This window comes from Nostoc sp. TCL26-01 (assembly GCF_013393945.1).
Classification (GTDB): Bacteria; Cyanobacteriota; Cyanobacteriia; order Cyanobacteriales; family Nostocaceae; genus Trichormus.
On the sequence record NZ_CP040297.1, the window covers coordinates 1,016,309 to 1,042,743 of the forward strand.

A 26,435-nucleotide genomic window follows, 5' to 3' on the forward strand; every position below is an offset into this window, starting at 1 on the left:
GTGATAATAATGACAATAGCAGAATCAATATCAGCAACTCTTACAGATGTGCAGTGGGAAATTGCTCATGCGATCGCCCTTACTTTAGTTAAAGATAATACCGATGTCAACGAGTTAGGCAAAACCGTTGCTTACCTGCGTAGCGTGATTAATCACCCAGATGCAACTACTCGATTTTTTCAGTATTTAAAAACATTGGTAAGTCATGGTAGACAAATCGGACATAGCAAAAGAACCACAGACTATTACATCAGTATCGATAAAGCTTGTAGTAATTATCTCAAAAATATCAGCAATGCTCACACCATCCTCCAAATTTTAGGCTGGGTATCTCGCCTCATCCGCTATTACAAAGACGCAGGTATTCCCATTGGAGAAATGTCTATTCCTACAGCCCCACCTGTAGAGTCAGCACGTCAAGCAGAGATTGCAAAAGTTGCCCAATCTCAACACTTCCAAGTTGACCAAATTATAGAAGCAACAGTTACTAAAATTAATGGTAACAAAGTCACTTATGAGATTCTGGGGACAATTAAGTTAACCGAAAAAGAACCGAAAAAAGCAAGTTCTCTTCAAGAAGGACAGGCAGTTCAGGTGAAAATCCTGGCTATCAAAGATGATGGTAGTATTAAAAGTATTAAGTGTATTTAGCTTGTTGTTACTGTATAAATATATTGCGAAGTTTGATGATATTGTTTGAAAAACCTCCTATAATCGAGATGTAGTGTAAAATTTGTCAAATTTATGACTGAATCAAGGTCGCACTTTAAAACAGGATTTGATTCGTATTCAGCATGGACGCATTGTGAGTCTTTTCAACAACAGTACAAAACTTTTACCCAGTCTCAAGTAACACTCCAGCTTTCTACTTGTGCCCCTATTTCTCAGGCTTTAAATCCTACTTTCATTATTAAAGTAGTATAATAGCAAGCCTATTTGATTATTGTTTAGCTCTACTTCTTGTAGAGCTAACATAAAATTCAGTGTAGAGCAAATCTAGTGTTAACAACAGCATTTAGCTCTCCAATTTTCAGATAAAGTAGAGGTTAACGGTAAATCATGAGTCAACAAGAACAAAACAAAGTGTTATTTGTTACTGGTGTGCGTGTGGCAATTGATGAAGAACATAGGATATTAATAGCAGGTATGCTTTCAAACAGTCCATTTGTGGAAGATGAGCAAGAATCGTCATCAACTGCACATCTCATAAATTTTGCATTTACTCGCCAGCACGCAGCATTTTTGAGAGATAGACTGGATGAGTTTTTAAAGGGTGAAGTATGAATTATATGAGTTCAACGCAGGAAAATTTATCGGCAAAATCTGAGACTAAAACTACTTGGAGTGAAGCTAATTCTTCTCATTTACGCTTAGTACCTTTCAAGATATCAAAAAGCTCTGCTTGTATTCCTCCTGAAATACAAAGATTAGTAGAAGAACTAGTTAAAAAAATAGAAGGAGTGAAAAGAGTTATAGCAGTAGCTACTAGTTTTCCAGATATTCATTGGGTTGATTTTCAGATAGAGTTGAAAGCAGATATCCAATTATCAGATGAAAGCTGGGATAAGATCCAGGATATGATAATTGACTGTGAATGGAAATTAATAGATGATTCTACTGAAGAATGGTATTTTCGTCCTCAGATAGTAGACAGATTTTATTCATTTGGAGATTCCAAAATAGCCGATTCTGATGAAAAAAGATATACAAAGGAACGTAGGCTAAAAGTATGGTCAATTAATTCTCCTAACTTTATCGTGTTTTGATTAACTCTAGTTTTACTTTGCCGATAAATCATGACTTGTGAACGCTACCTTGTGCAAGCTCAAAGCAATGAAAACGCAGCACGCAGCAATGAGAATACTTATCCCGATTGGACAGTAACCATGTGCTTTTATGCAGCATTGCACTGGGTAGAGTATTACGCTTCTCAAAAAGGGGATGATATACGAACTCAATTCCCAGAAAAATCTCCTCATGATTCTCGTCGTGGCTATGTTCGTAAGCTGGCAAAGAAATTAGATACAAGAGAATTGGAAAAACTTTATAACGATTTAGAAAGTGCAAGTCAAAAAGCTAGATACTTAGAGGGTAAAGGCATGGAATATACGAGTGCAATAGATTTTTTTAAAAGTCATCAATTAGAAGTTAATAAATCTTTTGAGAAGTTACAGCATATAAAAGATATATTACAAAATAAGTTAAAATAGTAGATACATAAAATTACCCGCAAGGGGACGGAAACAAACACTCGTCTTCTGCTGAATAGGAATCAAATCTCTCTAATAGATTGAATTCCTGTAATGGCAAAGATACAAATCCGTGAGATGCAGGATGATTAAGATGATTAATATCCCATCTCTCTTCCCCGCAAGGGGACTAAAACTAAAAAAGACTAAGACAAAATTGCAAGCTAGCTCGAAAATAAATAGAAGATATGAGAACCAAGCCTTATAGCGAATTGCGAAAGCGAATGACACCTGAGCAAAGGGCTAAGAATGCAACTCGCGCTCAGATGATGCTGCTTCATCTTAACCTTCTGGAACTGAAGGAGTCTTTAGAACTGACAAACAATAGTTTAGAAAACGACCTGACAACTTTTGAGTCTACTATTGCTGAATTAGAAACCCAAGAGGATATTCAAGTATTTGCACTCTCTCGTTGTCTTAAAGCTTTTGGTGGAAGTCTTAAACTCGTGGCTAAGTTCCCTAATCAAGAGATTGTTTTGGCTCAATTTGAGTAAAACTAAACATCTGTACTCTTTTTTGCGCCTTTGTACGAAAAAAAACCTATTACTCCACCTTCAAAGCCTTGCGCGCCAGCTTGGCGTAAGTCTTCACCGTTTCATAAGGCATTTGTAAATCTTGCGCTACCAGTTGCAAAGACTCACCCATTTCCCGCCGTGCTAGGATAGTAGCCCATTTTGATGCTACCTCGATCGCGCGATCGCCTCCTGTACGTTTGCGTTGTGCTGTGAAAATTTCTGTTAACTCCTCAATGCGGTTAGCTAGCAAACTCTGCACATCTGGAACATCGACTACCACCTTTGAAGACCAACCCCAGCGCGTTTGACCTAAACCAAAGGTAGTTTTATGTCCAGTACCGCAGTATGGCGCTAACTTCCCCAAAGCAGAAAATAATTGACAAAACTCCGGTTGCTGGGATGCTTCCTTCGTCAAACTAAATTCCACTGCACCTGTAAAACCTGTGACTGCACCTTTCTTCCCCGCTAGCACTTTTGCTGAGGCGATTTGGTGACGGGTAATCAGTACACAATCATCTACCCAAGCTAAGAAACTATCTTGGTCAATTGGCGTACCAGCAAAGTCATTCCAACGACGCAGATAACTATGGAAAATATTTACAGGAACTGGTAGCGGTAAGTGATGACCTTTGCGCCGAAAACTTGTAGGACTTAAAAAATGTAAAGCTAGAGTCTGTTCTAATGGCGAATTGAGTAACTGCTCATAAGTTGTGGGTAAAAAAATCACATGACAAGCGATAATCTGTAGAGGTGCATTACGCAGACTTACCTCTGATGGTAAGTTGTTTATCCATTCTGCCAACCATTGTATTAGTCGATTCGACAAAGCTGTGACATACCAACGATATGTTTTATTAGCCAAAAGTTTTAACTGTTTACCACTACTGACTAATTCCCCATCTAATGCAGAGATAGTAAAAGGTTTTTCTGACTCACCATCATGGAGGTAAGCTGAGAGTTCTGGGTCTGTGGAACGTACTTGGTCAAGAAACCAGGCGTGGAGTCCAATTGTATATTGAGGATACAGGGAAACATCAACTTTTGTCACTAACTCAAATTCTAGTCCTACTAATTCCGTTGTTGATGACCAGTTGAGTTGAGTTGTCTGATGATTAACTTTTTTTTTGAGAATGCGAGCCATTATAAATCTTGAGTTTTTAATAATCAGCTACAGCAGAAAAGTCATGAAAAAGCGGAATATAACGCTCTATCTTCACAATAGTCTGTATTTGACCTAATTAAAAGAGGTGATAGCGATCGCCCATCCACCAGTATATTCAGATTTACTAACAAACTCCACCACTAGCTCTCTATCTGACTCAGAAGCCAACCTCAAAAGCAACTAGACCTAGCAGTAATAATTTCTTACCTAAAATACAAAAAAGCGCATATGGTACTGCTTACCCAGCGCTTTTTTGTAAAAGAATATACCAATTCACTTACTTGATGCGACAGTTAAAATCTCCAATACCCTTGCAAAGCAAGACATTGTGAGGATTGTTTTTAACAAACATTGAAGTGAAAAGGTATCACTCCTTGCACTAAGTTAAGAATATCTTTTTTCAGATAAAAATGATCATTCTACAGGTGACAGTTTGTAAACTGACCCTAGTCAAAAATTACTCTTTGTGCATAGTGTCAAACACAACTCAGTCTGCCCAGAGTTATTTGGTAGTATGGCACAAAAAATTGTGGCATTTTGGCAGACACAACTATGCAGTTATTGCTTTAATGAGGATATCAAGGGGAACGGGAAGGTGGAAATATATCCGCAGGATGTTGCAGTATCCTGCAAATTTCCCTCCTCACGGCCAGTTGTCGATTAGGTGCTGTAGATTAACTCTACACAGCTACACAGCCAACTCTCAGCGCTGAATCATCGCTTCAATACAACTGGCTAAAAATCAACTAGAAAACACATAGCAATTGATGCAGCACGAGCAACTGATACCATTTCACTTTAATAATGATACAAATACGTGAGTCCGTCAGTCCGTCAGGGATTGTAAATCCCTGTCTCATAGCTAAAGTCCTCTCAAGAGGACTGAATATCAGAGTCCATTTTAATGGACTTAAGCTATGAGACCACCGTTTTAACGGTGGGCGGACAATACCCAACGAGTAAGCTATATGTATCAGGATTTTTGTGAATTGGTATGACTGGAGTGATAATGAAGGCGATCGCTTAAATTAATGTGAGTTCGACAAGTTTTTTTTGACCTCTCCCCCAGCCCCTCTCCGACGCGGAGAGGGGAGCAAAGAGCATCACATATCAATGAAAAATCAAGCTTTTAAAGCCTCTCTCCTTTTAGGGGAGCCAGTTGCGTGGGCGGGTTTCCCGACTTGAGCAAACTGGCGTGAGAGGTTTGGAGAGGGGTTTTTTCAGTCGTCGAACTCACGTTAAATTAGTGACTTCCAGATCAAAAAATATCCAAAATGTAGGGTGCGTTAATGTCAGAAAACCTAGCTACACCAATCAATTCTTCCTTCTGACGCACCTTACCAACTGTCAATTTGGGATAATTTATTTTTAGGTGTTCCCTTAACAATACTCAAGCAGCAATTAACTCATTTAGCAGCAATTCACTTTTGTGGAAAACATAGTTTACAGCAGCAAATAGCTGATCTAGATGCTGAATAAAATAACGATTTTTATTTTGAGTAAACAACTTTTCTTCTAATTTGCCAAATTCCCAATCTTTACCATTAGAAACAATTCCAAAAATAGTAATTTGTCCTTCACTATTTAATTTTTGTGCAGCCACCATTTCAGCCAGACATTGCGCCCAACCTTCAGAAAATTTATCTTGCTTTGCCTCAACCAACAAGAAATAAGGCTGATCAAACACAACTTTTCCTAAAGAAGAACGTTTAGCCAAAATATATTCGGGAAACCCTGAAAGATTATCATCGTAGATCAGTGACTTATGACCCCACAAAACAAACTTACGACGATAGCATTTCCACACTTCTTTAAGAACTGGATAAATGAGATTTTCGCAAATTGAAAATTCGGAAGCATTAGGTACTCCGTCTTGTATAACGGTTTGTAAATCTTCTCGGAAGTAGTCGGATATAGTAAACTCAATTTCTTCGATGAAATTGGCTTCAGTGTAGGTAATCTGAAATTCCTTGAGAACTGCACCAATATCTTTATAATTACTAAAAGCCATTGTGACCTCCTGAAAAAACTTAGTCACTGCTCATGTTGACATGACTATAGTTTAAAGATAGTTCTGGCATTATGGGGAATTGTGCGTTAGTAAGGCTGATGGTATTTCTATCTGTTGTGAAAATTATGTTTTTACCTGTGTATTTAGCTTGTATATATGGGAACTCTAAATTAGAAAACCATACTGGAGAAGAAAGTTTATGTCCAGGAGTCCTGTAAGTGCAACACTGACCACAACAGATAAGGATGGGTTGTTACAAGCGATCGCTACAATTAAAGAAAAGCTCCCATTTTTAATTGATTTGAGTAACGACGAGCGTAAAGCCTTACCCAAGATGGGAGATAAGAGCCGCGCCTTTGTTAGCAAAGCGTTGGAGGTGGCGACACAGAACCCGGAGTTTTTACCACGTTCTTTTGACTTAGAAGAAATGCGAAAGGATGTGCAACTATTTGAAGCGTTGTATCCATTGTTGCTGGCGTTGACTCAGTTGCAAGAATTGGTTGATGATACGTCTCTAGCAGTGGGTAGTGAAGCCTATGCAGCCGCGTTGCAAGTATATAACTATGCTAAAGCCAGTGGACAAACCGGAGGATTAGATGCAGTAGTTGAGGAAATGGGACAAAGGTTTGCGCGTAAACCTCGGAAAGTCAAGCCTCAAGCAGCAGTGTTGTAGAAAATAACTCGACAGTTGCACTTTTGAAGGCAAAGTGTCAGCTTTAGAACTCGGATGTTAGAGTAAATTACTCGGCGTTCCGAGTTTTGAAGTTGAAGTTCCTAGTAAAAAGCTCGATGTTTCGAGTTCTGAGCAGCAAATTTCGAGTATAAAGGTTGAAGCGTGGAGTTAAGAAGGCGATCGCAGCAGTGTTTTATCCTAAAAGCCTAGCTATCATGTGGCATAACTACAATTTTGGCTGAGTTAAGATAGTAAAAATGTTTTCTGTCTATTCTCAGTAAAAATGTCAAGTCAAGATTACAAATGGAAGCGGTTCTGGTATCCCTTATCAGTGAATCTCAAATACGCTTGCGGCGGTTATTTATGTAATCCTGAAGAAGATTGGGGACATATATATAATCCTGATTTGGTTGCTTTTGATACTATATTAGAAAAGCCTTGTTTAGTCCTGCTAGGTGAAGCTGGTATGGGTAAAACTACAGCAGCTAAACAAGCATATTCTCAAATAAGTCAGAGACTTAGTGGTTCAGAAGATGTATGTTTGTGGTTTAGACTTGGTGATTATGAATCAGACAAGGATCTGTGTGATGCAATCTTCCAAGACGAAACGTTTCAAGCTTGGCGCAGAGGAAAACATAAACTATATCTTTTTTTGGATAGCCTAGATGAGGGATTACTTTCCATACATAAACTTGTCATCATTCTCAAGCGTGAAATAGAAAAGCTCCCTTGCGATCGCTTGTATTTTCGGATCACTTGCAGGACAGCTGATTGGAAGGATAGCTTAGAGCAGAAACTAAAAGATAAATGGGGAGAAGCTAATGTTAGGATATATCAGCTAGCTCCTCTACTACGAGAAAATGTAATTGAAGAGGCGAATAAGCGTGGTATAAACTCTGACGATTTTTTACGAGAAGTTTCCAACAAAAATGCTATTCCTCTTGCTATCAAGCCAATAACGTTAAAATTTCTTCTGGGTATTTATCAAAACGGGCGGTTTCCTTCTTCTCAGAAAGATTTGTACGAAGAAGGTTGTTTACAAATGTGTGAAGAGGTTAACCCTGATCGCTGTGATTCAGGCAATATTGGCAGTTTAAATGCCAAAAAACGACTAATTATTGCAAGTAGAATTGCTGCATTACTTCTATTTTCTAATAAGTCTGCTATCTGGATCAATCCAGAATATGGAGATATGCCTAAAACCGATATTGCTATTCGGGATTTGTGTATAGGTAAAGAAAACATTGAGCAGCAAGAGTTTTTCTTGGATGAAAACTGCATTAAAACAGAGATCTTATCTATTACTGAGTTATTTTCTTCACGTGGGACGCATCGAATTGGTTTTGCTCATCAGACTTATGCTGAATTTCTGGCTGCATGGTATTTATATTATCATCAAACACCTTTAGATAGGATAATGAAACTGTTTGTTTCATCTGAAGATACTGAAGGTAAATTAATCCCACAGCTTCATGAAACAGCAGCATGGCTAGCTAGCATGAGGACTGATGTACTTCACGGAATTATGAAGACTGATCCTGATGTGCTATTGCGAAGTGATATTACCAGTGCTAGTGATAATGATAAATTTTCCCTGGTTGAATCTCTTCTAAAACTACACAATGATGAAAAATTAACATACCAATATAATAATTGGCTATACCAAAATCTAAATCATCCTAAATTACTTGATCAGCTTCTACCTTATATTTACTATTCAACAAAGAGTATTAATGCTCGGAGTGTAGCAATAGATATTGCAGAAGCCTGTAATGTCAAAGATGTACAGGAATATCTTGCTAATGTTGCACTTGCTCCTCAGGAACATGATTGGGTTCGCATCAATGCAGCAGTGGCAGTTTGCAATCTTGGTGATGAGAAAACTAAAGCAAAATTAAAACCTTTAGCAGTTGCGAAAATCCAAAATGATGTAGAAGAACAGCTAAAAGGCTGTGGACTTCGAGCAGTTTGGCCAGGAAATATCACGGCAGAAGAGTTGTTTAACACATTAATACAGCCAGTATCTAAATCTATTGGTGGGCGATATCAGGACTTTATAGCAAAAGAGCTTGGAGAACATCTTCAAACATCTGATTTAACAGTAGCTTTAAGATGGCTAGAAAAACAAGTGACTAGGCGTGACTTAGGTTATCCCTTTGGAGAGTTATCAGATGCAATTATGATGAAAGCTTGGGAGCATCTGAATGAACCAGAAGTAATGCAAGCATTTGCTAGAGTTGCTTTTTCAAGGTTAAAAAATCACGATGAAATTGTTTATGAGAATCCGTATAAAACAATATCTTTTAGCCAGGTTTTAAAAGATGATATTCAAAAGCGTCGTCAACTCATAGAGTCAATTATCTCTACAATTCCAGAATTAGACAAAGAGCCTTCGTGGTTACTTGGCTACAGAACAGCGATAGTTTTTGAGGAAGATTTTATATGGTTAATTGAATGTCTTCAACAATCAGAAAATGAGCACTATCAAAACATTTGGGCAAAATTGATACGGTGGCATTTTAGACGACCTGAATTGAATTTTGAGCATTTGGATGCTGTACTTACAGCGAGCGAAACCAACTTAATTTTGAGAAAAGAGTTTGAATCTCTTATCGAAGCAATTGATTTAAACTCACTAAGAGCGCAGCAGGAACAGGCAAGATATCTGGAAGAACAGGAAGAGCTAGACAAAGACGGTAAGCAACCTCTTTTAGAACCTCCACCGAAGGAAAGAGTACTGGAGATTTTGAATAAGATTGAAGCTGGTCAGCCTAATCTTTGGTGTTCTTTATGTTTTGAATTAACTCTTGAAGCTAATAGTACCCATTATGGTGATCTATTACGCTCTAATCTGACAAATCTTCCTGGTTGGATTGAGGCAGAAGATTCAACCAAAGAAAGGATTATAAACGCTGCTAGAGTTTATTTGCGTGATGGTGATCCAGAAAATCAAGTTTGGCTGGGGACAAATAATTTTCGCTATTCTGCATTATTAGGTTATCAAGCATTAATTTTATTGCGACAACAAACCCGAAACTTTATTTTTTCTCTGTCTGCTGAGGAATGGCAAAAGTGGACAGCAATAATTCTTGCATATCCTGACTGGGGAAAAACTGAATATCGGGAGTATCGTCAGGAATTCATTAAACAAGCTTATCAAAATGCTCCTAGTGAATTTCTCAAGGTATTGATGTTATTAATTGATAAACATAACCGGGAACACGGGGATATTCACATTCAGAACTTAATAGTAAATTGTTGGGATGAAAATTTAGCTAAAGCAATTTTCAATAAAGTTCAAGATGAAAAATTAACTGCTAAAAGTTTAGGTTCTTTACTCGAAGATTTACTTAAATATGGATTTATTGAAGCTAAAGCATTTGCAGAATCTCTAATTACTTTACCGCTTCCAAGCAGTACTGAGGAAAGAGCAAAAGCAGTTGTAGCAGCAAAAGCACTCATACTCTATACACAAGATGCTAGTTGGTCAGTTATTTGGCCTGCTATTCAGCAAGATACTGCATTTGGTCGAGAAGTTATGGAAAAGATAACATTCTCAGTTGAATATAGTGGAAGCATAGAGCAGCGTTTACCTGAGCAATACATAGCAGATTTATATATCTTTCTCACTAAGCAATATCCTGACTCAGATAACAAAAAGCAAAACAGTTCTGAGGATGAACAAGTAACGGGTATTGAAGCATATTTAGTAACACCACAAGATAGTATTAAAACATGGAAAAACTATATTCCACAGCGTCTACAAGAACGTGGGACTCCTCAAGGGTGTGAAGCACTTCGCAAAATTATTCGTGAACTTCCAGAATTAAAAGATAAATTGCAATGGAGATTACTGGAGGCTGAGACTTTAGCTCGTCGCCAAACATGGCAACCCTTTAAACCAGAAGAGATTTTCCAAATTGTAAGTAATCAAATAGAGTCTCAAACTACACAAATTCAAGCAGGAGTATTTATTATGCAAGGTTCAGACAACCCAATCATCAACTTTAATAATACTGTGAACGCTGCTAATATCAACAGCACTATCTATGGAGATCAGATTCAACACAATTATGCTCATGAACAAAATTTAATAGATGCTTTTGATGAAATTCAGCAAATCTTCAACCGCTTTACAGAAAATTATCAACCCTCAACTGAAGCTGAAAAACAAGAACTGATCACAACAGCAGTGGAACAAGTAAAACAAAACCTAACTTTGATGAAACGTGTAGAAATTGGAGGAAAAGCATTTATATTTGAGGCACTTCAGAAGGCTTCTGATCAATGGTGGGTCAGTCCATTTGTAAAAGCAATTGAGGCTGGGATAAAAGGAGAATAAATGAAAGTCAAAGGTTAGGTGATTGTCTCTTCAATCACCATCATTTAATATCAAAACCTCAAGTTTTAACATCATGACTCAAAAGTTGCACTTCAAAACACAAAATTTCCACCTCAAAACACCAACATCCGAGCAAAAAGCTCAAAAATTCACCTTCGGAACTCTAAACTTCACCTTCATCACACCAACATTGAGCCGCCGAACTCGAAATTTCGACTGCAAAACCTGAAACTTCCCTTTCCGAACTCGAAGTTTTGACTTCAGATGTCAAAGTACCAAGCAAAAAACTCGGAATGTGAGTTACAAGAGATATAGCTTACAGGCATAAGGGTTAAATAATGAGTGAAACTCAAACCCAGTTACCGACAGAGATATGGATTCCTGCTTCTTGGCAAGAATATTTACAAACACTTGCTGACTTACTGGATGACCAAGGGAAAAGTTATTACTACAAAGGATATATGAGGCTGGAAATGCCACCAGTTAGTTTTGATCATGGTCAAGACCATGTGATAATTATCTTCGCAGTCACTCTGTTTGCAACTCTGACAGGAATCCCAGCCACAGGTTTAGACACCACTACTTTTCGGAAAACTGGTGTACAGGATTGTCAACCAGATATAGCATATTACCTCAGAGAACAGGCTCAAAGTATCCCAACTGGTACAGGAATTGTCAACCTCGATCGCTACCCTACACCGGATTTAGTTATTGAGATTGCGAAAACATCGCTGTTGGATGACTTGGGGATAAAGCGATCGCTCTACGAGGACTTAAATGTGTCAGAATATTGGGTAGTAGATGTGCAGAATGCCCAAATCATTGCCTATGCTATGGCAGATCAAGGTAGTAAACGGATTCAAGAATCGCAAGTATTACCTGGATTGGTAATTGCCATTTTAGAGGAAGCCTTACGCCGTAGCCGGGAAATGAGCCAATCGGAAGTTTGTGCTTGGTTACTGTGCCAGTTTCAACAAAATGCGGGTTGAGTATTGGTAATTTGCCGCATATTACAAATTAGGAATTATTTAAAACCGTATTTTATATAAATCAAATAACTCCCCTGATTGTCGTGTAACCACCTTAGCGCCAGCCGCTTTGATAATTTTTTCCCATTCGGCTACAGGTTCTAGAAAGACTTCCGCACCCAGGTACGTTTCTAAAACTGCCCAATCTTCAGCCAAAGGCGTTTCTACATTGAGGATGTCAAACACAAAAAATCCCTCTGGCTTCAACACCCGTTTGACTTCTGAGAGTACAGCACTCCAGTATTCTAGGGGAAAATAGCAGCTAAAACCGGTGGCGATCGCTAAATCAAAATAAGATAGCTCATAATCTAAATGATGAGCTGGGGCTAACTTGACACCTTTGAACAGCTTAGAATTCAGTTGAGAACCACGGGAGTTAAGAGTATCTGTAGCGATATTACTGATTTCTTGCCCATAGAAAAACGCTTGCCAATCTCGCCAAGGATAGATTAAAAAGCTGACACCACAGCCAATATCTAAACAGTGCTGATTTTTTTTAGGTTGAGCAATATCCCAGAAAGGAGACACAATTTTTCCTGACAATATCCCCGTCTTCCACTCCCGATAGATGGGCATTTCCTCCACTTCGGCTGGCAGTTCAAAGGGTTGATTTTGGTACTGTTGATTAAAGCGATAAGCTACTTGTGCTATGCTTTGTTGCCATTTGTCTGAGTAATGGAGACTTTTTGATGAGGACACACGGCTTTTGTCAGACATGATGTCTACAGGACTCCTTGAATATCTTAGTCAAGTTAAGCACAAGTTAAGCCAAAATAACTATTTATTTTCCTGCATACTTCTCACAATTTTTGTGACTAGATTCCTGGGTATAAACCTGATGCTTTTAGCGAGCATTTTATTGATTAGTCCAGGAATGACAATTGTTTTACCCTTCATTAAAGCCTGATAACCAATATTTGCCACTGTTTGTGCATCCATGATTCTTTTCCCCTGCATCAGTTTAGAGTCGGCCATTCCCGTTCTTTCGTGAAAAGCAGAGTGTGTCGTCCCTGGACACAGAACTGTTACAGTTACACCTGTACCTTCTAATTCATTAGCCAGTGCTTCTGAAAAAGATAAAACGTAGGCTTTAGTGGCAAAATAAACTGCCATTAAAGGCCCTGGTTGAAAAGCAGCCGCCGAAGCAACATTTAAGATTTTACCTGCACCTTGTTTAACCATATCTTTCAGGAATAACTTAGTCAGATGAGTTAAACAAACTAAATTTACCTGAAGCATTTCTAATTCATCTTTCAGGTTAGTTTCATTGAATAATCCATATGTACCAAATCCAGCATTATTTACCAGCACATCAACTTGGATATTTTCTTGTTGTAACTCTAAGAAAATTTCATTAGGAGCTGTGGATATAGATAAATCTTTGACAATGGTTTTGACAAAAATATCAAATTTATCTTGAAATCTCACAGCAATTTCTTGCAGTTTTCTGTCAAGTCTATCTACCAACACCAGATTGTAACCATTCTGAGCAAAAATATACGCTAATTCGTAACCAATACCATTGGCTGCACCAGTAATTAGAGCAGTTTGCTTGTATTGTTCTTTTTGTGTTTGCTTCATGTTAGATATTTACAGAGGGTAAATAGATTGATTAGACCTACATTTTTTATCAATGCAGGTATAAAAAGCCAGGTTAAAAATAATTATTGATGACAGATGAGTTTGTTGCAATGAATATACGCGAGCCGTCCAAAAGTATATCCAATCTAAAAATACAATTTTGTATCAATCGGCTCTATCTGAGAAATTTTTATAGCTCATATCGTACTTAAAAAATCAAAATGTTTAATCATAACTTATTTTGAATAAGCGGATTTTGTAGCTACTATTTATTTCTAACATCATTAAATATTTTTTGTAGAAAAATAATTCAGACAAAAGTCATAAATAACCCCATGACTAAAGTCATGATTCAATCAAATCGCTAATTTTGTTGCTTATGAACAATTTGCTATCTTTAGATAACATCATCACTCGAGTTTAGACTATAGCGATTTTCATGCCGATGAAGTACACCTGTCTAGTCCAGAGGTCGTAGGAGCGGGTTAAATCAGTAAACAGTTATCAGTCAAGATAATTGGGTTTAAGTCGCCCACTTTAACAGTGAACAGTTATCAGTCAAGATAATTGAATCAGCGTTAACTGATAACTGTATTAACCCACCCCTACTGCTTGTGAGAAATGCGGGTAGCCTCTGTTGACTAAAAATATGTACCTCACTTAACTGAGAAACGCTATAAACGTATGACAAAATAACTCAGAATAACTAAGTCACAAGCTTTACACTCCAAAAATGAAAGGGAACATCCAAAGGAGTACGCTATCGCTCAACCCAACCTACTTCAGATTTGATGTTTAGCCTTAATAAAAAATGCCTGCAAATGCAGGCATTTATGAGGCTTTCTGTCACTTTATTGGGCTACAATCATGTTTGACATGATGCTTTTATTTTTGTTGATTTAAAACGATAAATCAATCCTGAAAATTTAAAACTTTAGACAAAAAACAAGTAATTAAATCTCTATTTTTTGTATCCTAAACCATGAGTTTTTTAGGGTGTGTTATACCGTCATCTAACGTATTCTTGAATTCTTGATGATGCGTTGCGCTGCGGACGACACCCCCCACATTTACTAACTCATCGCTCCTCAAGAGCCTATTGTTTGGCAAATATTACCATAATTTTCTAGACAAAAATAAGACATTTAAGTCTGCACAAGTTTATTTTGCACTATGTTTTTTAAATTATAAAAGTAGAGGTGGTCAGGTTCACAACCCCGGAAATTCCCAGTTCCGGGGTTTTACTTTATTGCGGATTAAAAATGAAATCTTTCACGATTGTCATATATGAAAATAGGATTCTCGTGCAGAAACAAGCAGGAAAAATTTCTTTTCATTCTCATGTAGCATCAATCTGGGGCATTAATTGTTAATACTTGGTCTTATTCCAACTCTGTTAACAGTTCTTGTAACCTTTCGTGTCCATCCCGAAACACTGACCAACCATCTCCGACTAACACTGCTTCCACCTTCTCTAATGCAGCTAATCTCTGTACTGAAGCAATTGCTTGCTGTCTATTCAGCAACTTTTCATCAGGTAAAATATCTAACCTACCTGCTTGATAAGCCCGTACTAAATCCCCGACAATTAAAGTTGTCTCCTCTAACAATAATGCTAATTCACCAGGAGTTTTAGAACCGTGGAGTTCAATTACCTGGAGTCCTGATACAAGTTCATCACCATCAGATAGCCAGCGATCGCAGTATATAGGAAAAGATTCTCGTTCACTGACAGGTGCAGCAATCTTAGCATAGGTTTGATCGGCAATTTCCTTTGCGGATCTGACATGATCAGAATTTGTCAGCACAATCCAAACCACACCACCGAGAGATTCCAAATGTTTCCAGTCATGATTTGATAAAGCTACCGGATCAATCAAGATGTTACCATCAGGACGAATCCAAGCAATCCCATTGAAATCAATATTTCTGGCAGGATTGAAAGTAGACCAGCCATATAAATCGAGACGGTGTAGTAATTTCATAATAATTCTGGTCAATAGTCAATAGTCATTGGTCATTAGTCAATAGTCATTAGTCAAAACTCAGCACTCCCCACTCTCTCACTTTCTCACTCAGCACTCTCTCACTCCCCAGTGCTGAATTTAAGTATTAAATTATACTGCTTTGAAATCATGAATATTTTGTAAAATGATTATCTGCTGGGAGTTTACCATATGGCAGAATATTTACGTACAGCGATCGCCTGAGATTAACAGAAAATGCCAAAATATAAAACTTAACCGCTAAGATGCTTGAATTAAAATATGATTAGGCATTTTTAGGTTTATTTATAGAGAATTATTAAATGGATTTTATTACATTTTTAGGATTATTAGCGGCTGCATTAACCACCTTCTCATTCTTGCCGCAAATGTGGCAAACATGGCAAACAAAATCAGCCAAAGATGTTTCTTTTGTGATGTTAATTACATTTATCAGTGGAATTTTTTTATGGTTAATCTATGGTATTATTCTCCAATCGTTACCAATTATTTTGGCTAATAGTGTAACTTTATTTTTTAACTTTATAATTTTATGGCTTAAAATTAGATATAGATAAATATGCTTTGAAGAAATACCTGTGACATCTTCTTTATTGACGGCTGAACGCCTGTTATTTACTCCCGCCACCCCAGAAACCAACGCCATCCCTTTAATATTTGCTTTTCCTAATGAGTATACAGTGGGTATCACCAGCTTGGGCTATCAGGTGGTGTGGGCAACATTGGCAATGCGTAGTGATGTGCAGGTGAGTCGGTTATTTACTGATATCTATGAACCACTCCCTAGACAGCCGGAAATCATGGGATTTTCTATCTCTTGGGAATTAGATTATGTGAATATTTTAAATCTGCTGGAATCTTTAGGAATTCCCATCAGAGCAAATTTACGCGATGATTCCCATCCCATCATTTTCGGTGGTGGCCCTGTTCTAACTGCTAATCCTGAGCCTTTTGCTGATTTTTTTGATGTTGTTTTGTTGGGGGATGGTGAAAATCTTCTGGGAAATTTTATTGATGCTTACAAAGAGGTGAGAAATGCCCCAAGACAAACTCAACTAAAAGCATTAGCACAAGTACCAGGCATTTATATTCCTAGTTTGTATACAGTAGAATATCAAGCAAAAGATGGAGAAATCACGGCAATTAACCCAATTTCTGCTGATGTTCCAGCAGTTGTCCACAAGCAAACTTATCGGGGAAACACTTTATCCGCCTCAACTGTTGTCACCGAAAAAGCCGCATGGGAAAATATTTACATGGTGGAAGTGGTGCGGAGTTGTCCGGAAATGTGCCGCTTTTGTTTAGCTAGTTATCTTACCTTACCTTTTAGAACAGCAAGTTTAGAAAGTTCGTTAATTCCGGCAATTGAGAAAGGTTTACAAGTCACAAATCGGTTGGGATTATTGGGTGCTTCTGTCACACAGCATCCAGAGTTTGTAGAATTACTCAACTATATCAGTCAACCAAAATATGATCATGTGCGGCTGAGTATTGCATCAGTGCGAACGAATACAGTGACAGAACAGTTAGCAAAAACTTTGGTGAAACGAGACACGCGATCGCTTACCATTGCTGTAGAAAGTGGATCAGAAAAATTACGCCAAATCATCAACAAAAAGCTACACAATGACGAAATCATCCAAGCCGCAATCAATGCTAAAGCTGGCGGCTTGACAGGGTTGAAACTCTACGGGATGGCTGGTATTCCAGGGGAAGAACCGGAGGATTTAGAAGCAACTGTCACGATGATGCGTAGTATCAAAAAAGCTGCGCCTGGATTACGCTTAACCTATGGCTGTAGTACCTTCGTCCCTAAAGCCCACACACCATTCCAATGGTACGGTATAAATCGTCAAGCAGAAAAACGGTTGCAATTTTTACAAAAAAATTTAAAACCACAGGGCATAGATTTTCGCCCAGAGAGCTATAATTGGTCGATTATACAAGCATTGATATCGAGAGGCGATCGCCGAATTTCTCAACTCCTGGAACTTACTCGTGACTTTGGTGATTCTTTGGGGAGTTACAAGCGTGCTTTTAAACAACTCAAAGGACAAATCCCCGACTTAGATTTTTACGTCCACAGCAATTGGTCAACCGAGCAAATATTACCTTGGCATCACTTGCAAGGAGCCTTACCACAGTCTACACTACTAAAGCATTTGGCTGAAGCCAACAGTTATTTCCCTAAAACACTCCAGCCATTAAATTCATCGCTGACAAGTTAATGCAAAACACCGCCGAGTATTACTGCGCCTATTGTGGCGAACCCAACCTCACCTTTATTGATTTAAGTGCTGGTGGACAGCAATCTTACGTCGAAGATTGTCAAGTTTGTTGTCGTCCGAATATCCTATATATTCGTGTAGATGAAGACACCCTAGACATCGAAATCGATACAGAATACGAAGGCTAATTTTAACTAACACAACGTTTTGATGTGTTTGTAAATTACGTAGCTTGCTTCCGCGTAGCGGTATTACGTAGCTTGCTTCCCGTAGGGTATTACGAATTACGAATTACGAATTATCAATAGTTTCATGCTGCACTTTCAACATTCCTCAATCATTAACGCACCACCAGAAGTAGTTTGGAAATTCCACGAAAGACAGGATATTTTGCAACTGCTAACTCCACCTTGGCAACCAGTGCAAGTAGTCCGCCGAGAGGGAGGATTAGAAGTCGGTGCAATTACAGAGTTTAAACTATTTATTGGACTTGTACCTTTAACTTGGCTAGCACGTCACACCGAATGCGAACAATACCGCTTATTTACCGATGTCCAAATATCGGGGCCTTTTGAATCTTGGATACATCGCCATCAATTTATCTTAGAAAATGGCAAAACCAGATTAACTGATGCGATTTCCTACATTATGCCCGGTGGCGACACAGTAGAATTTATCAGTGGTTGGTTAGTACAAGCACAATTAGAAGCCATGTTTCGTTATCGTCACTTTGTCACAAAACGGGAATGTGAATCACGGTAATGCAGTTTTACTCAGTAAACAATGGGTAACTCGATGCTAAATTCAGTTCCCCAAGCTGGATCAGACATAACATTAATTTGACCCCCATGACTCTCGATAATTTGATAACTAATCGATAATCCTAATCCTGTTCCTTTACCAACTGGTTTAGTGCTGAAAAAGGGGTCAAATATCTGATCATGAATCTGGCTGGGGATGCCGCTACCATTATCCTTGATGCGAATTGTAATATAGCGATCGCTCAGTTGCTCTGTCCGAATCCAGATCCGACAAGGATGATTTTGCCCTGGTTCAGCCTCTTCTAAAGCATCTATCGCATTATTTAATAAATTCATAAACACTTGATTGAGTTGCCCTGGTGAACAATAAATCCAAGGTAACTCCCCATATTCTTTAATTACTTCAATACCATTATGGCGATCGCTAGGGTTAAGACGATTTTGTAAAATCATCAATGCCGCATCTATACCCTCATGAATATCAACCGCTTTTGATGTTGCTTCGTCTAAGCGAGAAAAGTTTCGCAAAGATTTGACAATCTCGGCAATTCGTTCGGAACCTGTTTGCATAGACTGGAGTAATTTTTGCATATCCTTTTGCAGAAACTCCAGATCAATAACTTTAATTTCCTGCTGAATCACTTGGCTAGGATGGGGATATTCTTTTTGATAGAGTTGAATCAATTTAATTAGATCATAATAGTATTCCCTAGCATGAATCAAATTACCATAAATAAAGCTAATCGGATTATTAATTTCATGGGCAATCCCTGCTACTAACTGCCTTAATCCCGACATCTTTTCTTTTTGAACAACTTCTAGAGCATTTTGCAATTTGATTAAAGTTTGTTTTAAAGTTTCATTGGAACGAGCAAATTCTGCCTGGATAGTTTGGCGGTGCTGAATTTCTTTACTGAGGGCATGAATTTTTTGATTCAGGACAACGAATTGATCACTTGTGCGCTTTTCTAAACGTAGTAAATTGATTGCCGGACATTGATGCGATCGCGGTTGAAGTACAGCCCCTTGACTACGACAAGCGATTCCCTCTCCTTGAGCTTGGTGGATAGTTATAGCTCCCAAAATCATTTGGCGACTTTGAGAGCAAACTTGCAAATAGTCAATAACTTTTTCTGGCGAATCCGTGACAAACTCAGTCAGACATTGACCAATTAGTACTTTACTAGTTTTACTAAAAAGTTTGACAGCAGGTTGATTAACTGCCAAAATTTCACCTGTGCTACTAACCAGCAACATAGGTTCTGGTAAAACCTGGGCAAACATTAAAAATTGATCAGGTGTCATGATAGTGAGGTGTTGCAGCACGAATCTTTACTTTTGTTAACAGGGAAGAGTGATGCGATAAAAGTGAAGATACTCAGCTATATTTTCAAAGATAAACTTCAGCCGGGACATATTCCAGAGAAAGAATTATACTCTCGAATTGTCCCGTTTCTAACTCCTATTCTGCTTTGAAATATTCTTGTCCTGCAAACTCATTTAATGCTTCACTAGGTTGAAGATAAATGACGATTGTGCATTCCTGAGCGCCTCTGGCGATGGTGTCTTGTAACTCGACTCTCGCGTAGCCAAGACTATCTGCGGCGATCGCTCCAAAGATATTTGATGTCATCACACACATAGCTTCTCGCCCTTCTACCTGTTCTGCAAATGGGCATTTGCGATTACCTAAAACAATCTTTTCATCCGTTTCTTCGATCACGTAAAAGTCACCTTGAATCCGGCGTTTCCAATCTACGAGAACAGCAGTTACCTGCTCACGAGAAAGATTTGACACTTGCAAAGCATTTTTGTAAAGCTGATTAACGTGTTGACCTGTGCGATAGCCGACTACATTTAAAAAGCCTGCGGCTTCTTCAATCCCAATCACATCTTGTAAGGTTCCTGCTAATTCTCGAATCATTGAGCGCAGAAACTGATCACGCTCAATTGGTAACTCTAAAGACTCTATCTGGTTGTTGAGCAAAGATACATTGACCATGATGTTTATTTTCTGAGTGTTAAATATAAAACAGGCATCAATGGTGCTTAGTTAATTAATTACCACGTATACCCAAGATAGTTTTCCCTTACTACTGACAAAACTAACCTCAATAGATAAGCATTTAAGAAAATTTATATATGTTAAAGGCTTCTTATAAAAAGGATGAAGCCGAAGGTAGTCTACAGAACTTACGCACTCAACCAAAAAACCCTTTTTCCCTACATCCCTACACCCCGCTTTCCCCGAATTTCTCACGAAATTGATAAAACCGGAGTACAGAGGCTGTAGGGGCGGGTTCACAAATATGCTTCAATCATTCACGAATATCTCATGAACCCGCCCCTACCGTTTTGTAAGAAATGCAGGTTTCACCCGTTATTTTTGGGTTGAAACAGTGTTAGTGATGACATCTGCATTCGCTGCTGGTAAGAGTGGACGCAAGCATAAATAAATTAAAGGGCCGAACAGGGGTATGACAGCAAATAACCAAAAAAGCTGCTGATTTTGCCAACCGCGACGCGCCATATCATCTCCTAGCAGTGTGGGAAATAATAAGCAAAGTAGGCAAAAATCTAGGCTCATGACATGAATAAAACGGTTAGTTTGCCACTGTTGGACGAAATTGCTCCAATCACTAGATTGCAAACCATAAGCAACAAGAATTACTGCGCCTATCGTGAGAATAACACCAGTTACACGAGAATCTAGTAACTTGATCAAGCTAGTCTTTGCACCAATAAATTCAGGATTGGGTTCTCGCAAAGCTAAATAGGGTAAAAGCGCAAACGCACCAACAGCGAAGGAAGCTGTTGCAAACGGCCAAGCGCGGATTTTCTGTCCTCGGCCATCGATAAACAGCATAGCGCTGTAAATCATAGGCCAGATACCCATGAGGTTAAATAATGCGATTACTAGGGGGTTAATACCTTGCCATTGACCAAGAGAAAGGTTTTTAATTAGCTCAACTGTATCAGGTTGATCAGGAGGAGCGAAGACAAAAGCATAAGTAATGAATCCTAACCACAGCACCCCCAAGGCAATTTTTCTGACCATAAATTTAGATGTAATTAACTAACTCCAAATCCAGTGTATTCTCGAACATAAGGAGGTTGAAGTCCCAAAATAATATCGTCTTTCGCCACATCTTTGGCTATTAATTTATCGGCAATTAGTGTATCTGTTTGATTGAGTTGAATCCAAATTTTCTCTTCTCTAATCTCCAAATGAAGTACACAGTTGTAAACCCGTCGGTGTTCATTCCATCCTAAGTCAATTAATAAATAACGATCCTGCTCTAAATCAAAAACTGTTTGTGATTCAATGTCTCCTCCAATGGTTTTTCCCTGAGATTCTTCTGTCAATAACTGTTGAATATATTGGCGGTATTTTGTTAATTTATCCATTTGATGATTACCTCATTTCTAGAATCATAAACTATTAACTTAATTTGATATTTTTTAATAGAAGCCTTGGGTAAATCTCGATAAAAAAACGAGTCATATGCTTCTATAGGGACAGCTAAATATAGAAGACGTTCTGGTTCAGTCTCTTCTAAAACGAGCCGATAATTTAAGAATTTTCCAATTAACTGAAGGCTTCTGAGAGGTAATCAGCCGCAGCCGCGACAACAGCGATCGCATTTTCGTAATCTAGGCGTGTCGGGCCTAAAACCCCCACACTACCTAGTGGAACCGTACCCCGGCGATAGGTGGAAGAAATTAACGAGCAAGTCCGAATCGGTTCTAGGGGGTTTTCTGTGCCAATTCGCACCGTCACCTTCGATTTATTTGGATCTTCTAATTCCGGTTGTGCAAATATTAATCGCCACAACTGCTCTTGTTCTTCTTCCAACAGTTGTATAATTGTTTTCACCTGATTAAGTTGGGAAAACTCTGGCTGACGCAACACTTCAGCCACACCCCGCACCATAATTTGCGTTGCGGCTGGTGCAAGCGTGCGATGTGCTAATTCTGGGACTAAATTTCTCAGAAACTCTCCATAACGTTGAAATTCCTGGTCTAATTGACTCCAATCCAGAGCGTTAATTTCTAATAGACTCCGCCCTCGTAAGTGGCTATTCAAAAAGTTAGAAACAATTTGTAACTCACGATCAATCACCTCTGGATCGGGCTTGGTTTCTCCTCTGGCCGGGGGTAAATCCATTAATTTGGAATGGGTTTCATAATTATCTGTCACCACAATCAGCATGATTCGTCCCGTTTCTATCTGCATTAATTGCAGATGTCGTATACTGGCTGTATTAGTTTGTGGCATAGTGATTAAGCTAATACATCCGCTTAAACTAGCCAATATCTGCGCTGCTCCCTGCAAGAGAATTTCTAAGCTCCAATCTTCCCACTGGAGACGCTGTTGCAGGGCTAGTTCGACCTCTTTGGCTAAAACTTCGGATGGGGTTATTAGCTGGTCAACATAAATCCGATAACCTGAGTCTGAAGGTACTCGTCCGGCTGAGGTGTGTGGTTGGTATAATAACCCAGATTTTTCTAGTACCCCCATCACATTCCGAATTGTTGCCGAACTCACACCCAGATCGTACTCATCAACCAAAGCTTTTGAACCAACAGGCTCGGCTGTAGCAATGTAATGACGTACTGTTGCCCAAAGTATATGCTGTTGTCGATTAGTCAACTGAACTTGCATAGGTATTTTTGACGGAAGGCAAACTGTGAAAAATTGTGAGATTCTTGAGTAAAAAATTAATAATAGTTAATTAAGAGAGCAATATATCTAAATTCTATTGTAATAACCATTATTAAACTGTTCTGGCTGCTATGGCGTTGACGAAATTGATTTTGGCCAAAATTTTTGTCTAGGGCGTATTTAGTTTTATAAGTATTTTTACATAAATAAAATACTAAATTGTATTCTAAAGTACGTAATTTTGATGATTTGTGATAGATTTACTTTCATATAATGCCCTTGTAGATCAGCTTTATTAACTCTCACCCCTCTAAATACAAATTATGTAACTTTTGTCAACAATAACACAGCCAAGCTGAAATTTAATCTTCCAACTTGGTGATGTTTGATTTGCCAAAACCAAAGATTAATACTGAGGAATTGAGGAGTCTACTAAAACTGAATAGGCATCAATACCACCAGCAATATTTTTCACATTTGTAAAACCTTGACTCACCAACCACTCACACATCTGAGCAGAACGCATACCGTGGTGGCACAAAACTAGAGTTTCGGCTTCAGAGTTAAGTATAGAGTGGATTTGTTGTCCCCACTGAGCATATTCACTCAGAGGTAGGTTGATAAAGCCATGAATCCTTGCCAGGGCTATTTCTTGCGGTTCCCGGACATCTACTAACTGAATATTTGCATCCTCTGTTGCCAGACGTTGCGCTAATTCCTCTACACTAATCTGAGTAATTGGTTGACCAGAACTTTTCCCTGTCATGAGGTTTTTGTAAACAATCCGATATTATTTATGTTGGCAGAAAACGGGAGAAGTAGGAAACATGAATACGCAACGCTCATTCTCTGGTTTCTTCATAGCAGGTGCGATCGCCCTCATCTTAGCAGCGATCGCTGGCTTTTATTGGTTCTTTGCTAAAAGTCCCGTTAACTTGATTGCATCTACTTCCCAACCTCAAGCGGCGATATTTGTGTCGCAACTTGCCCCTGTGACGGTTTCTCTCCTGGTTAACCCAGACCGCTTACAATCATTGGCAGGTACGGGAGAATTATCTAAACTCAAAACTAGTTTATTAGCTAACAGTGGCATTGATTATCAGCAAGATATTCAACCTTGGTTAGGAAACGAAATTTCTCTGGCTATCACTTCCCTAGATATTGATCGTGATCCGGAAAATGGTAAGCAACCAGGATATCTGATCGCCTTAGCTACCGATAAACCAGAGAAAAGCCTGGAGTTTGTTGAGTTATTGTTTTCTCGACGAGTCTTAGCAGGTGCTACCTTGGGGACGGAAGCATATGAGGGGACAAAAGTCATTTATGATAGTTCTCAACCAGAGTTTCATACTCTCGCTGGTACAGTTGTCGATAACTTCGTCTTATTTGCCAATGATCCCAAAGTCTTGCGTGATGCCATTAATAATGTACAAGCCCCGGATCTCAATTTAATCAGTTCTCCCCAATACCAAAAAGCTATTCAACAATTGCCTAAAAGTTCTTTAGCTGCGGTTTTTCTCAATCTCCCGACGGTTGCAGAATGGCAAGGCTTAAACTTATCAGCACCAATATACGACAGTCAAATAATTGCCTTTACCTTAAACCCCAAAGGAGTGTTAGCAGAAACTAGTTTTCTCACTTCTGGGGAAATTATGCTCAATCCTTTATTATCCCAGCCAGTAGACGCATTAAAATATATCCCGGCATCAGCAGGTTTGGTAATTGCTGGTGCAGATTTGAGCAATTTAGGCAACAGTGACTTAGCTAAACTTTGGACACAAGCCAAAACTGCCACCTCTGGTTCAGGTACAGATATCATTTCTCGATTGGTACAACCCTTAGCTGAGGTACAGAAAAGTTGGGGGATTAACTTAGCACAGGATATATTTAGTTGGGTCAAGGGAGAATATGCGATCGCTTTAATTCCTCGTGATGGACAAACAAAAACTGACTGGATTTTTGTCACAGAAAAATTAACAAATGTGCCAGAAGCTATTGCTAATTTAGATGCGATCGCCTCATCCCAAGGACTCAGCACTAATACCCTAAACCTAGACAAGCAAACAGTTTCCGCTTGGACAGAATTAACAACCATAACGCAAAAAACCGATGCTAAATCTCAACCATCATTTACTCTGAATGCTAATGTCAAAGGTGTACACACAACTATAGGTAATTACGAAATTTTCACTTCTGATTTAGCTACCATCTATGAAATCTTGAGTAGTAAAGACAATTCTGTACTGAAAAATCGGGATTTCCAAAATAGCATCTCTGCCATTCCTCAACCCAATCAAGGTTACGTATACCTGAATTGGCCAGCATCCCAAAATTTAGTAGAGCAGCAAATACCCATTCTCAAACTAATAGAGGTAGTAGGAAAGCCATTCTTTGATCATCTGCGATCGCTCACCTTCAGCAACTACGGCAATGATCCAGGAACCCTCAAAGGTGGTGTATTTTTCCAGTTTCACCATCCATAATCCAGCAGATATGGGGAAATAAACCTGTAAATTTTAACTTTCCCCATTTATCCTCTTTTAGGTTGGTGATTTTACTGAGATCAATAATAAAGGTTATGTAAAGTTTGACTTTGGTTTAAACCTCATCAATTGATAGATTTAACTTATACGTCAGCCTATTTACGTTGTTTTTCAGACTAGAAATCTTACGTAACCAGGAAATTTTAACAAACATGACAAAAGCTTAATTTCCTTATTGATAAAATAAATTTTTGTAACAGGTGGCAAGAATTAGGCAAATCACTGATGAATAAAGGTTTGAAGTTGATCAAAACTGACCTATCTATGCAGTTTTTTCTTCAAGTCCAGCTTTAAATATATTGAGACAGGTATCAGTTTTTACATAACTTTACTTTATCAAGAGTTGATAAATTGCATTTTGACACTTTAGTTAAGCGTATCATTACCAGTAAAAGCAAGTAAGGCATTCAGCATTACTTGCTAATAAAGAGCGATCGCCTATCAACTCCAACTCTCATTCCTAACTACGCAGAGTCTATTGAGTATAGATAACTGCAAACTTTGAAGACAATAAAAGCAAGAGTATCTGCGTTGAGTGTTTATACACTCACTCTTAGCGACAGCTTTACAGCATCGCTCGTTGCATCAACCCTTGCCAAATAAATGTATTTAGCTCAGTGTAACTAATTTTTGCCATCTTGTGTTGCCAGAAAAGCGATCGCCATCCTTT

General features: G+C 38.6%; 25 protein-coding genes. 13 read left to right on the top strand and 12 right to left on the bottom strand.

The features are described 5' to 3' along the window. Window positions 1-9 precede the first annotated feature (9 nt). The 5 genes from FD725_RS04175 to FD725_RS04195 all read left to right on the top strand — a co-directional run bounded on the left by FD725_RS04175 (window position 10) and on the right by FD725_RS04195 (window position 2,743). A complete protein-coding gene (locus tag FD725_RS04175) occupies window positions 10-651 on the top strand; it encodes a hypothetical protein (protein WP_179046954.1) in 642 nt (213 codons plus the stop codon). 408 nt (window positions 652-1,059) lie between these two features. Then, a complete protein-coding gene (locus FD725_RS04180) occupies window positions 1,060-1,284 on the top strand; it encodes a hypothetical protein (RefSeq protein ID WP_179046955.1) in 225 nt (74 codons plus the stop codon). Between the two features lie 5 nt (window positions 1,285-1,289). Continuing rightward, window positions 1,290-1,766: a hypothetical protein gene (locus FD725_RS04185; RefSeq protein WP_179046956.1), complete on the top strand. Its 477-nt coding sequence runs from the start codon at window positions 1,290-1,292 to the stop codon at window positions 1,764-1,766. Window positions 1,767-1,796: 30 nt separating this feature from the next. Then, a complete protein-coding gene (locus tag FD725_RS04190; RefSeq protein ID WP_179046957.1) occupies window positions 1,797-2,210 on the top strand; it encodes a hypothetical protein in 414 nt (137 codons plus the stop codon). A gap of 227 nt (window positions 2,211-2,437) precedes the next feature. Continuing rightward, a complete protein-coding gene (locus tag FD725_RS04195; protein ID WP_179046958.1) occupies window positions 2,438-2,743 on the top strand; it encodes a transcriptional regulator in 306 nt (101 codons plus the stop codon). Window positions 2,744-2,792: 49 nt separating this feature from the next. Here the strand turns inward: FD725_RS04195 and cas6 are convergent, their stop codons facing one another. Together cas6 and FD725_RS04205 are read right to left on the bottom strand one after the other, a co-directional pair. Then, window positions 2,793-3,905: a CRISPR-associated endoribonuclease Cas6 gene (gene cas6, locus FD725_RS04200; RefSeq protein WP_179046959.1), complete on the bottom strand. Its 1,113-nt coding sequence runs from the start codon at window positions 3,903-3,905 to the stop codon at window positions 2,793-2,795. A gap of 1,411 nt (window positions 3,906-5,316) precedes the next feature. Next, window positions 5,317-5,937: a hypothetical protein gene (locus tag FD725_RS04205; RefSeq protein WP_179046960.1), complete on the bottom strand. Its 621-nt coding sequence runs from the start codon at window positions 5,935-5,937 to the stop codon at window positions 5,317-5,319. 199 nt (window positions 5,938-6,136) lie between these two features. On the opposite strand from FD725_RS04205, the gene FD725_RS04210 reads away from it, so the two are divergent. The 3 genes from FD725_RS04210 to FD725_RS04220 all read left to right on the top strand — a co-directional run bounded on the left by FD725_RS04210 (window position 6,137) and on the right by FD725_RS04220 (window position 11,941). Beyond that, a complete protein-coding gene (locus FD725_RS04210) occupies window positions 6,137-6,610 on the top strand; it encodes a hypothetical protein (RefSeq protein ID WP_179046961.1) in 474 nt (157 codons plus the stop codon). A 331-nt stretch (window positions 6,611-6,941) separates the two neighbouring features. Then, complete coding sequence (locus FD725_RS04215) at window positions 6,942-10,952, top strand: NACHT domain-containing NTPase (protein ID WP_179046962.1); 4,011 nt, start codon at window positions 6,942-6,944, stop codon at window positions 10,950-10,952. 338 nt (window positions 10,953-11,290) lie between these two features. Further along, on the top strand, window positions 11,291-11,941 hold the full coding sequence (locus FD725_RS04220; RefSeq protein ID WP_179046963.1) for a Uma2 family endonuclease: 651 nt from the start codon (window positions 11,291-11,293) through the stop codon (window positions 11,939-11,941). A 39-nt stretch (window positions 11,942-11,980) separates the two neighbouring features. On the opposite strand, the gene FD725_RS04225 is transcribed toward FD725_RS04220, so the two are convergent. From FD725_RS04225 to FD725_RS04235, 3 genes are all read right to left on the bottom strand, one after another. Beyond that, entirely contained in the window at window positions 11,981-12,697 is a 717-nt protein-coding gene (locus FD725_RS04225; RefSeq protein ID WP_179046964.1) for a class I SAM-dependent methyltransferase, read from the bottom strand. Window positions 12,698-12,757: 60 nt separating this feature from the next. Beyond that, the gene (locus FD725_RS04230; protein WP_179046965.1) at window positions 12,758-13,561 is read right to left on the bottom strand and encodes an SDR family oxidoreductase; all 804 of its coding nucleotides are present in this window, start codon (window positions 13,559-13,561) and stop codon (window positions 12,758-12,760) included. A 1,382-nt stretch (window positions 13,562-14,943) separates the two neighbouring features. Further along, window positions 14,944-15,546 carry an MBL fold metallo-hydrolase gene (locus FD725_RS04235; protein WP_179051418.1) on the bottom strand — a complete coding sequence of 201 codons (603 nt, stop codon included), beginning with the start codon at window positions 15,544-15,546 and terminating at the stop codon, window positions 14,944-14,946. A 323-nt stretch (window positions 15,547-15,869) separates the two neighbouring features. Here FD725_RS04235 and FD725_RS04240 point away from each other — a divergent pair, with 323 nt between their 5' ends. The 4 genes from FD725_RS04240 to FD725_RS04255 all read left to right on the top strand — a co-directional run bounded on the left by FD725_RS04240 (window position 15,870) and on the right by FD725_RS04255 (window position 18,557). Continuing rightward, the gene (locus FD725_RS04240; protein ID WP_179046966.1) at window positions 15,870-16,124 is read left to right on the top strand and encodes a SemiSWEET transporter; all 255 of its coding nucleotides are present in this window, start codon (window positions 15,870-15,872) and stop codon (window positions 16,122-16,124) included. A gap of 21 nt (window positions 16,125-16,145) precedes the next feature. Continuing rightward, window positions 16,146-17,795 (top strand): radical SAM protein, encoded by a 1,650-nt coding sequence (locus tag FD725_RS04245; protein ID WP_179046967.1) that lies wholly within the window; start codon window positions 16,146-16,148, stop codon window positions 17,793-17,795. After that, entirely contained in the window at window positions 17,795-17,983 is a 189-nt protein-coding gene (locus FD725_RS04250) for a CPXCG motif-containing cysteine-rich protein (RefSeq protein WP_179046968.1), read from the top strand. The genes FD725_RS04245 and FD725_RS04250 overlap by 1 nt, the downstream gene beginning before the upstream one ends. A 124-nt stretch (window positions 17,984-18,107) precedes the next feature. Beyond that, complete coding sequence (locus tag FD725_RS04255) at window positions 18,108-18,557, top strand: SRPBCC family protein (protein ID WP_179046969.1); 450 nt, start codon at window positions 18,108-18,110, stop codon at window positions 18,555-18,557. Window positions 18,558-18,568: 11 nt separating this feature from the next. Here the strand turns inward: FD725_RS04255 and FD725_RS04260 are convergent, their stop codons facing one another. From FD725_RS04260 to FD725_RS04290, 7 genes are all read right to left on the bottom strand, one after another. Then, a complete protein-coding gene (locus FD725_RS04260) occupies window positions 18,569-19,861 on the bottom strand; it encodes an ATP-binding protein (RefSeq protein ID WP_179046970.1) in 1,293 nt (430 codons plus the stop codon). Between the two features lie 157 nt (window positions 19,862-20,018). Next, a complete protein-coding gene (locus tag FD725_RS04265; protein ID WP_179046971.1) occupies window positions 20,019-20,558 on the bottom strand; it encodes a methanogen output domain 1-containing protein in 540 nt (179 codons plus the stop codon). A gap of 378 nt (window positions 20,559-20,936) precedes the next feature. Beyond that, entirely contained in the window at window positions 20,937-21,614 is a 678-nt protein-coding gene (locus FD725_RS04270; protein WP_179046972.1) for a DUF2834 domain-containing protein, read from the bottom strand. 14 nt (window positions 21,615-21,628) lie between these two features. Next, complete coding sequence (locus tag FD725_RS04275; RefSeq protein WP_179046973.1) at window positions 21,629-21,964, bottom strand: XisI protein; 336 nt, start codon at window positions 21,962-21,964, stop codon at window positions 21,629-21,631. Further along, entirely contained in the window at window positions 21,952-22,146 is a 195-nt protein-coding gene (locus tag FD725_RS04280) for an element excision factor XisH family protein (RefSeq protein WP_179051419.1), read from the bottom strand. Before FD725_RS04280 ends, FD725_RS04275 begins: the two co-directional genes overlap by 13 nt. After that, window positions 22,146-23,222 carry a heat-inducible transcriptional repressor HrcA gene (gene hrcA, locus FD725_RS04285; protein WP_179046974.1) on the bottom strand — a complete coding sequence of 359 codons (1,077 nt, stop codon included), beginning with the start codon at window positions 23,220-23,222 and terminating at the stop codon, window positions 22,146-22,148. Before hrcA ends, FD725_RS04280 begins: the two co-directional genes overlap by 1 nt. Window positions 23,223-23,628: 406 nt before the next feature. Beyond that, on the bottom strand, window positions 23,629-23,988 hold the full coding sequence (locus tag FD725_RS04290; protein WP_179046975.1) for a rhodanese-like domain-containing protein: 360 nt from the start codon (window positions 23,986-23,988) through the stop codon (window positions 23,629-23,631). Between the two features lie 61 nt (window positions 23,989-24,049). Here FD725_RS04290 and FD725_RS04295 point away from each other — a divergent pair, with 61 nt between their 5' ends. Continuing rightward, entirely contained in the window at window positions 24,050-25,705 is a 1,656-nt protein-coding gene (locus tag FD725_RS04295; protein WP_179046976.1) for a DUF3352 domain-containing protein, read from the top strand. Window positions 25,706-26,435 lie beyond the last annotated feature (730 nt).

Excerpts from the sequence above, each read along its gene's own strand:
- FD725_RS04175 (WP_179046954.1), top strand. The coding sequence starts at position 10 with ATGACAATAGCAGAATCAATATCAGCAACTCTTACAGATGTGCAGTGG.
- FD725_RS04180 (WP_179046955.1), top strand. The coding sequence starts at position 1,060 with ATGAGTCAACAAGAACAAAACAAAGTGTTATTTGTTACTGGTGTGCGT.
- FD725_RS04185 (WP_179046956.1), top strand. The coding sequence starts at position 1,290 with ATGAGTTCAACGCAGGAAAATTTATCGGCAAAATCTGAGACTAAAACT.
- FD725_RS04190 (WP_179046957.1), top strand. The coding sequence starts at position 1,797 with ATGACTTGTGAACGCTACCTTGTGCAAGCTCAAAGCAATGAAAACGCA.
- FD725_RS04195 (WP_179046958.1), top strand. The coding sequence starts at position 2,438 with ATGAGAACCAAGCCTTATAGCGAATTGCGAAAGCGAATGACACCTGAG.
- cas6 (WP_179046959.1), bottom strand. The coding sequence starts at position 3,905 with ATGGCTCGCATTCTCAAAAAAAAAGTTAATCATCAGACAACTCAACTC.
- FD725_RS04205 (WP_179046960.1), bottom strand. The coding sequence starts at position 5,937 with ATGGCTTTTAGTAATTATAAAGATATTGGTGCAGTTCTCAAGGAATTT.
- FD725_RS04210 (WP_179046961.1), top strand. The coding sequence starts at position 6,137 with ATGTCCAGGAGTCCTGTAAGTGCAACACTGACCACAACAGATAAGGAT.
- FD725_RS04220 (WP_179046963.1), top strand. The coding sequence starts at position 11,291 with ATGAGTGAAACTCAAACCCAGTTACCGACAGAGATATGGATTCCTGCT.
- FD725_RS04225 (WP_179046964.1), bottom strand. The coding sequence starts at position 12,697 with ATGTCTGACAAAAGCCGTGTGTCCTCATCAAAAAGTCTCCATTACTCA.
- FD725_RS04230 (WP_179046965.1), bottom strand. The coding sequence starts at position 13,561 with ATGAAGCAAACACAAAAAGAACAATACAAGCAAACTGCTCTAATTACT.
- FD725_RS04235 (WP_179051418.1), bottom strand. The coding sequence starts at position 15,546 with ATGAAATTACTACACCGTCTCGATTTATATGGCTGGTCTACTTTCAAT.
- FD725_RS04240 (WP_179046966.1), top strand. The coding sequence starts at position 15,870 with ATGGATTTTATTACATTTTTAGGATTATTAGCGGCTGCATTAACCACC.
- FD725_RS04250 (WP_179046968.1), top strand. The coding sequence starts at position 17,795 with ATGCAAAACACCGCCGAGTATTACTGCGCCTATTGTGGCGAACCCAAC.
- FD725_RS04255 (WP_179046969.1), top strand. The coding sequence starts at position 18,108 with ATGCTGCACTTTCAACATTCCTCAATCATTAACGCACCACCAGAAGTA.
- FD725_RS04260 (WP_179046970.1), bottom strand. The coding sequence starts at position 19,861 with ATGACACCTGATCAATTTTTAATGTTTGCCCAGGTTTTACCAGAACCT.
- FD725_RS04265 (WP_179046971.1), bottom strand. The coding sequence starts at position 20,558 with ATGGTCAATGTATCTTTGCTCAACAACCAGATAGAGTCTTTAGAGTTA.
- FD725_RS04270 (WP_179046972.1), bottom strand. The coding sequence starts at position 21,614 with ATGGTCAGAAAAATTGCCTTGGGGGTGCTGTGGTTAGGATTCATTACT.
- FD725_RS04275 (WP_179046973.1), bottom strand. The coding sequence starts at position 21,964 with ATGGATAAATTAACAAAATACCGCCAATATATTCAACAGTTATTGACA.
- hrcA (WP_179046974.1), bottom strand. The coding sequence starts at position 23,222 with ATGCAAGTTCAGTTGACTAATCGACAACAGCATATACTTTGGGCAACA.
- FD725_RS04290 (WP_179046975.1), bottom strand. The coding sequence starts at position 23,988 with ATGACAGGGAAAAGTTCTGGTCAACCAATTACTCAGATTAGTGTAGAG.
- FD725_RS04295 (WP_179046976.1), top strand. The coding sequence starts at position 24,050 with ATGAATACGCAACGCTCATTCTCTGGTTTCTTCATAGCAGGTGCGATC.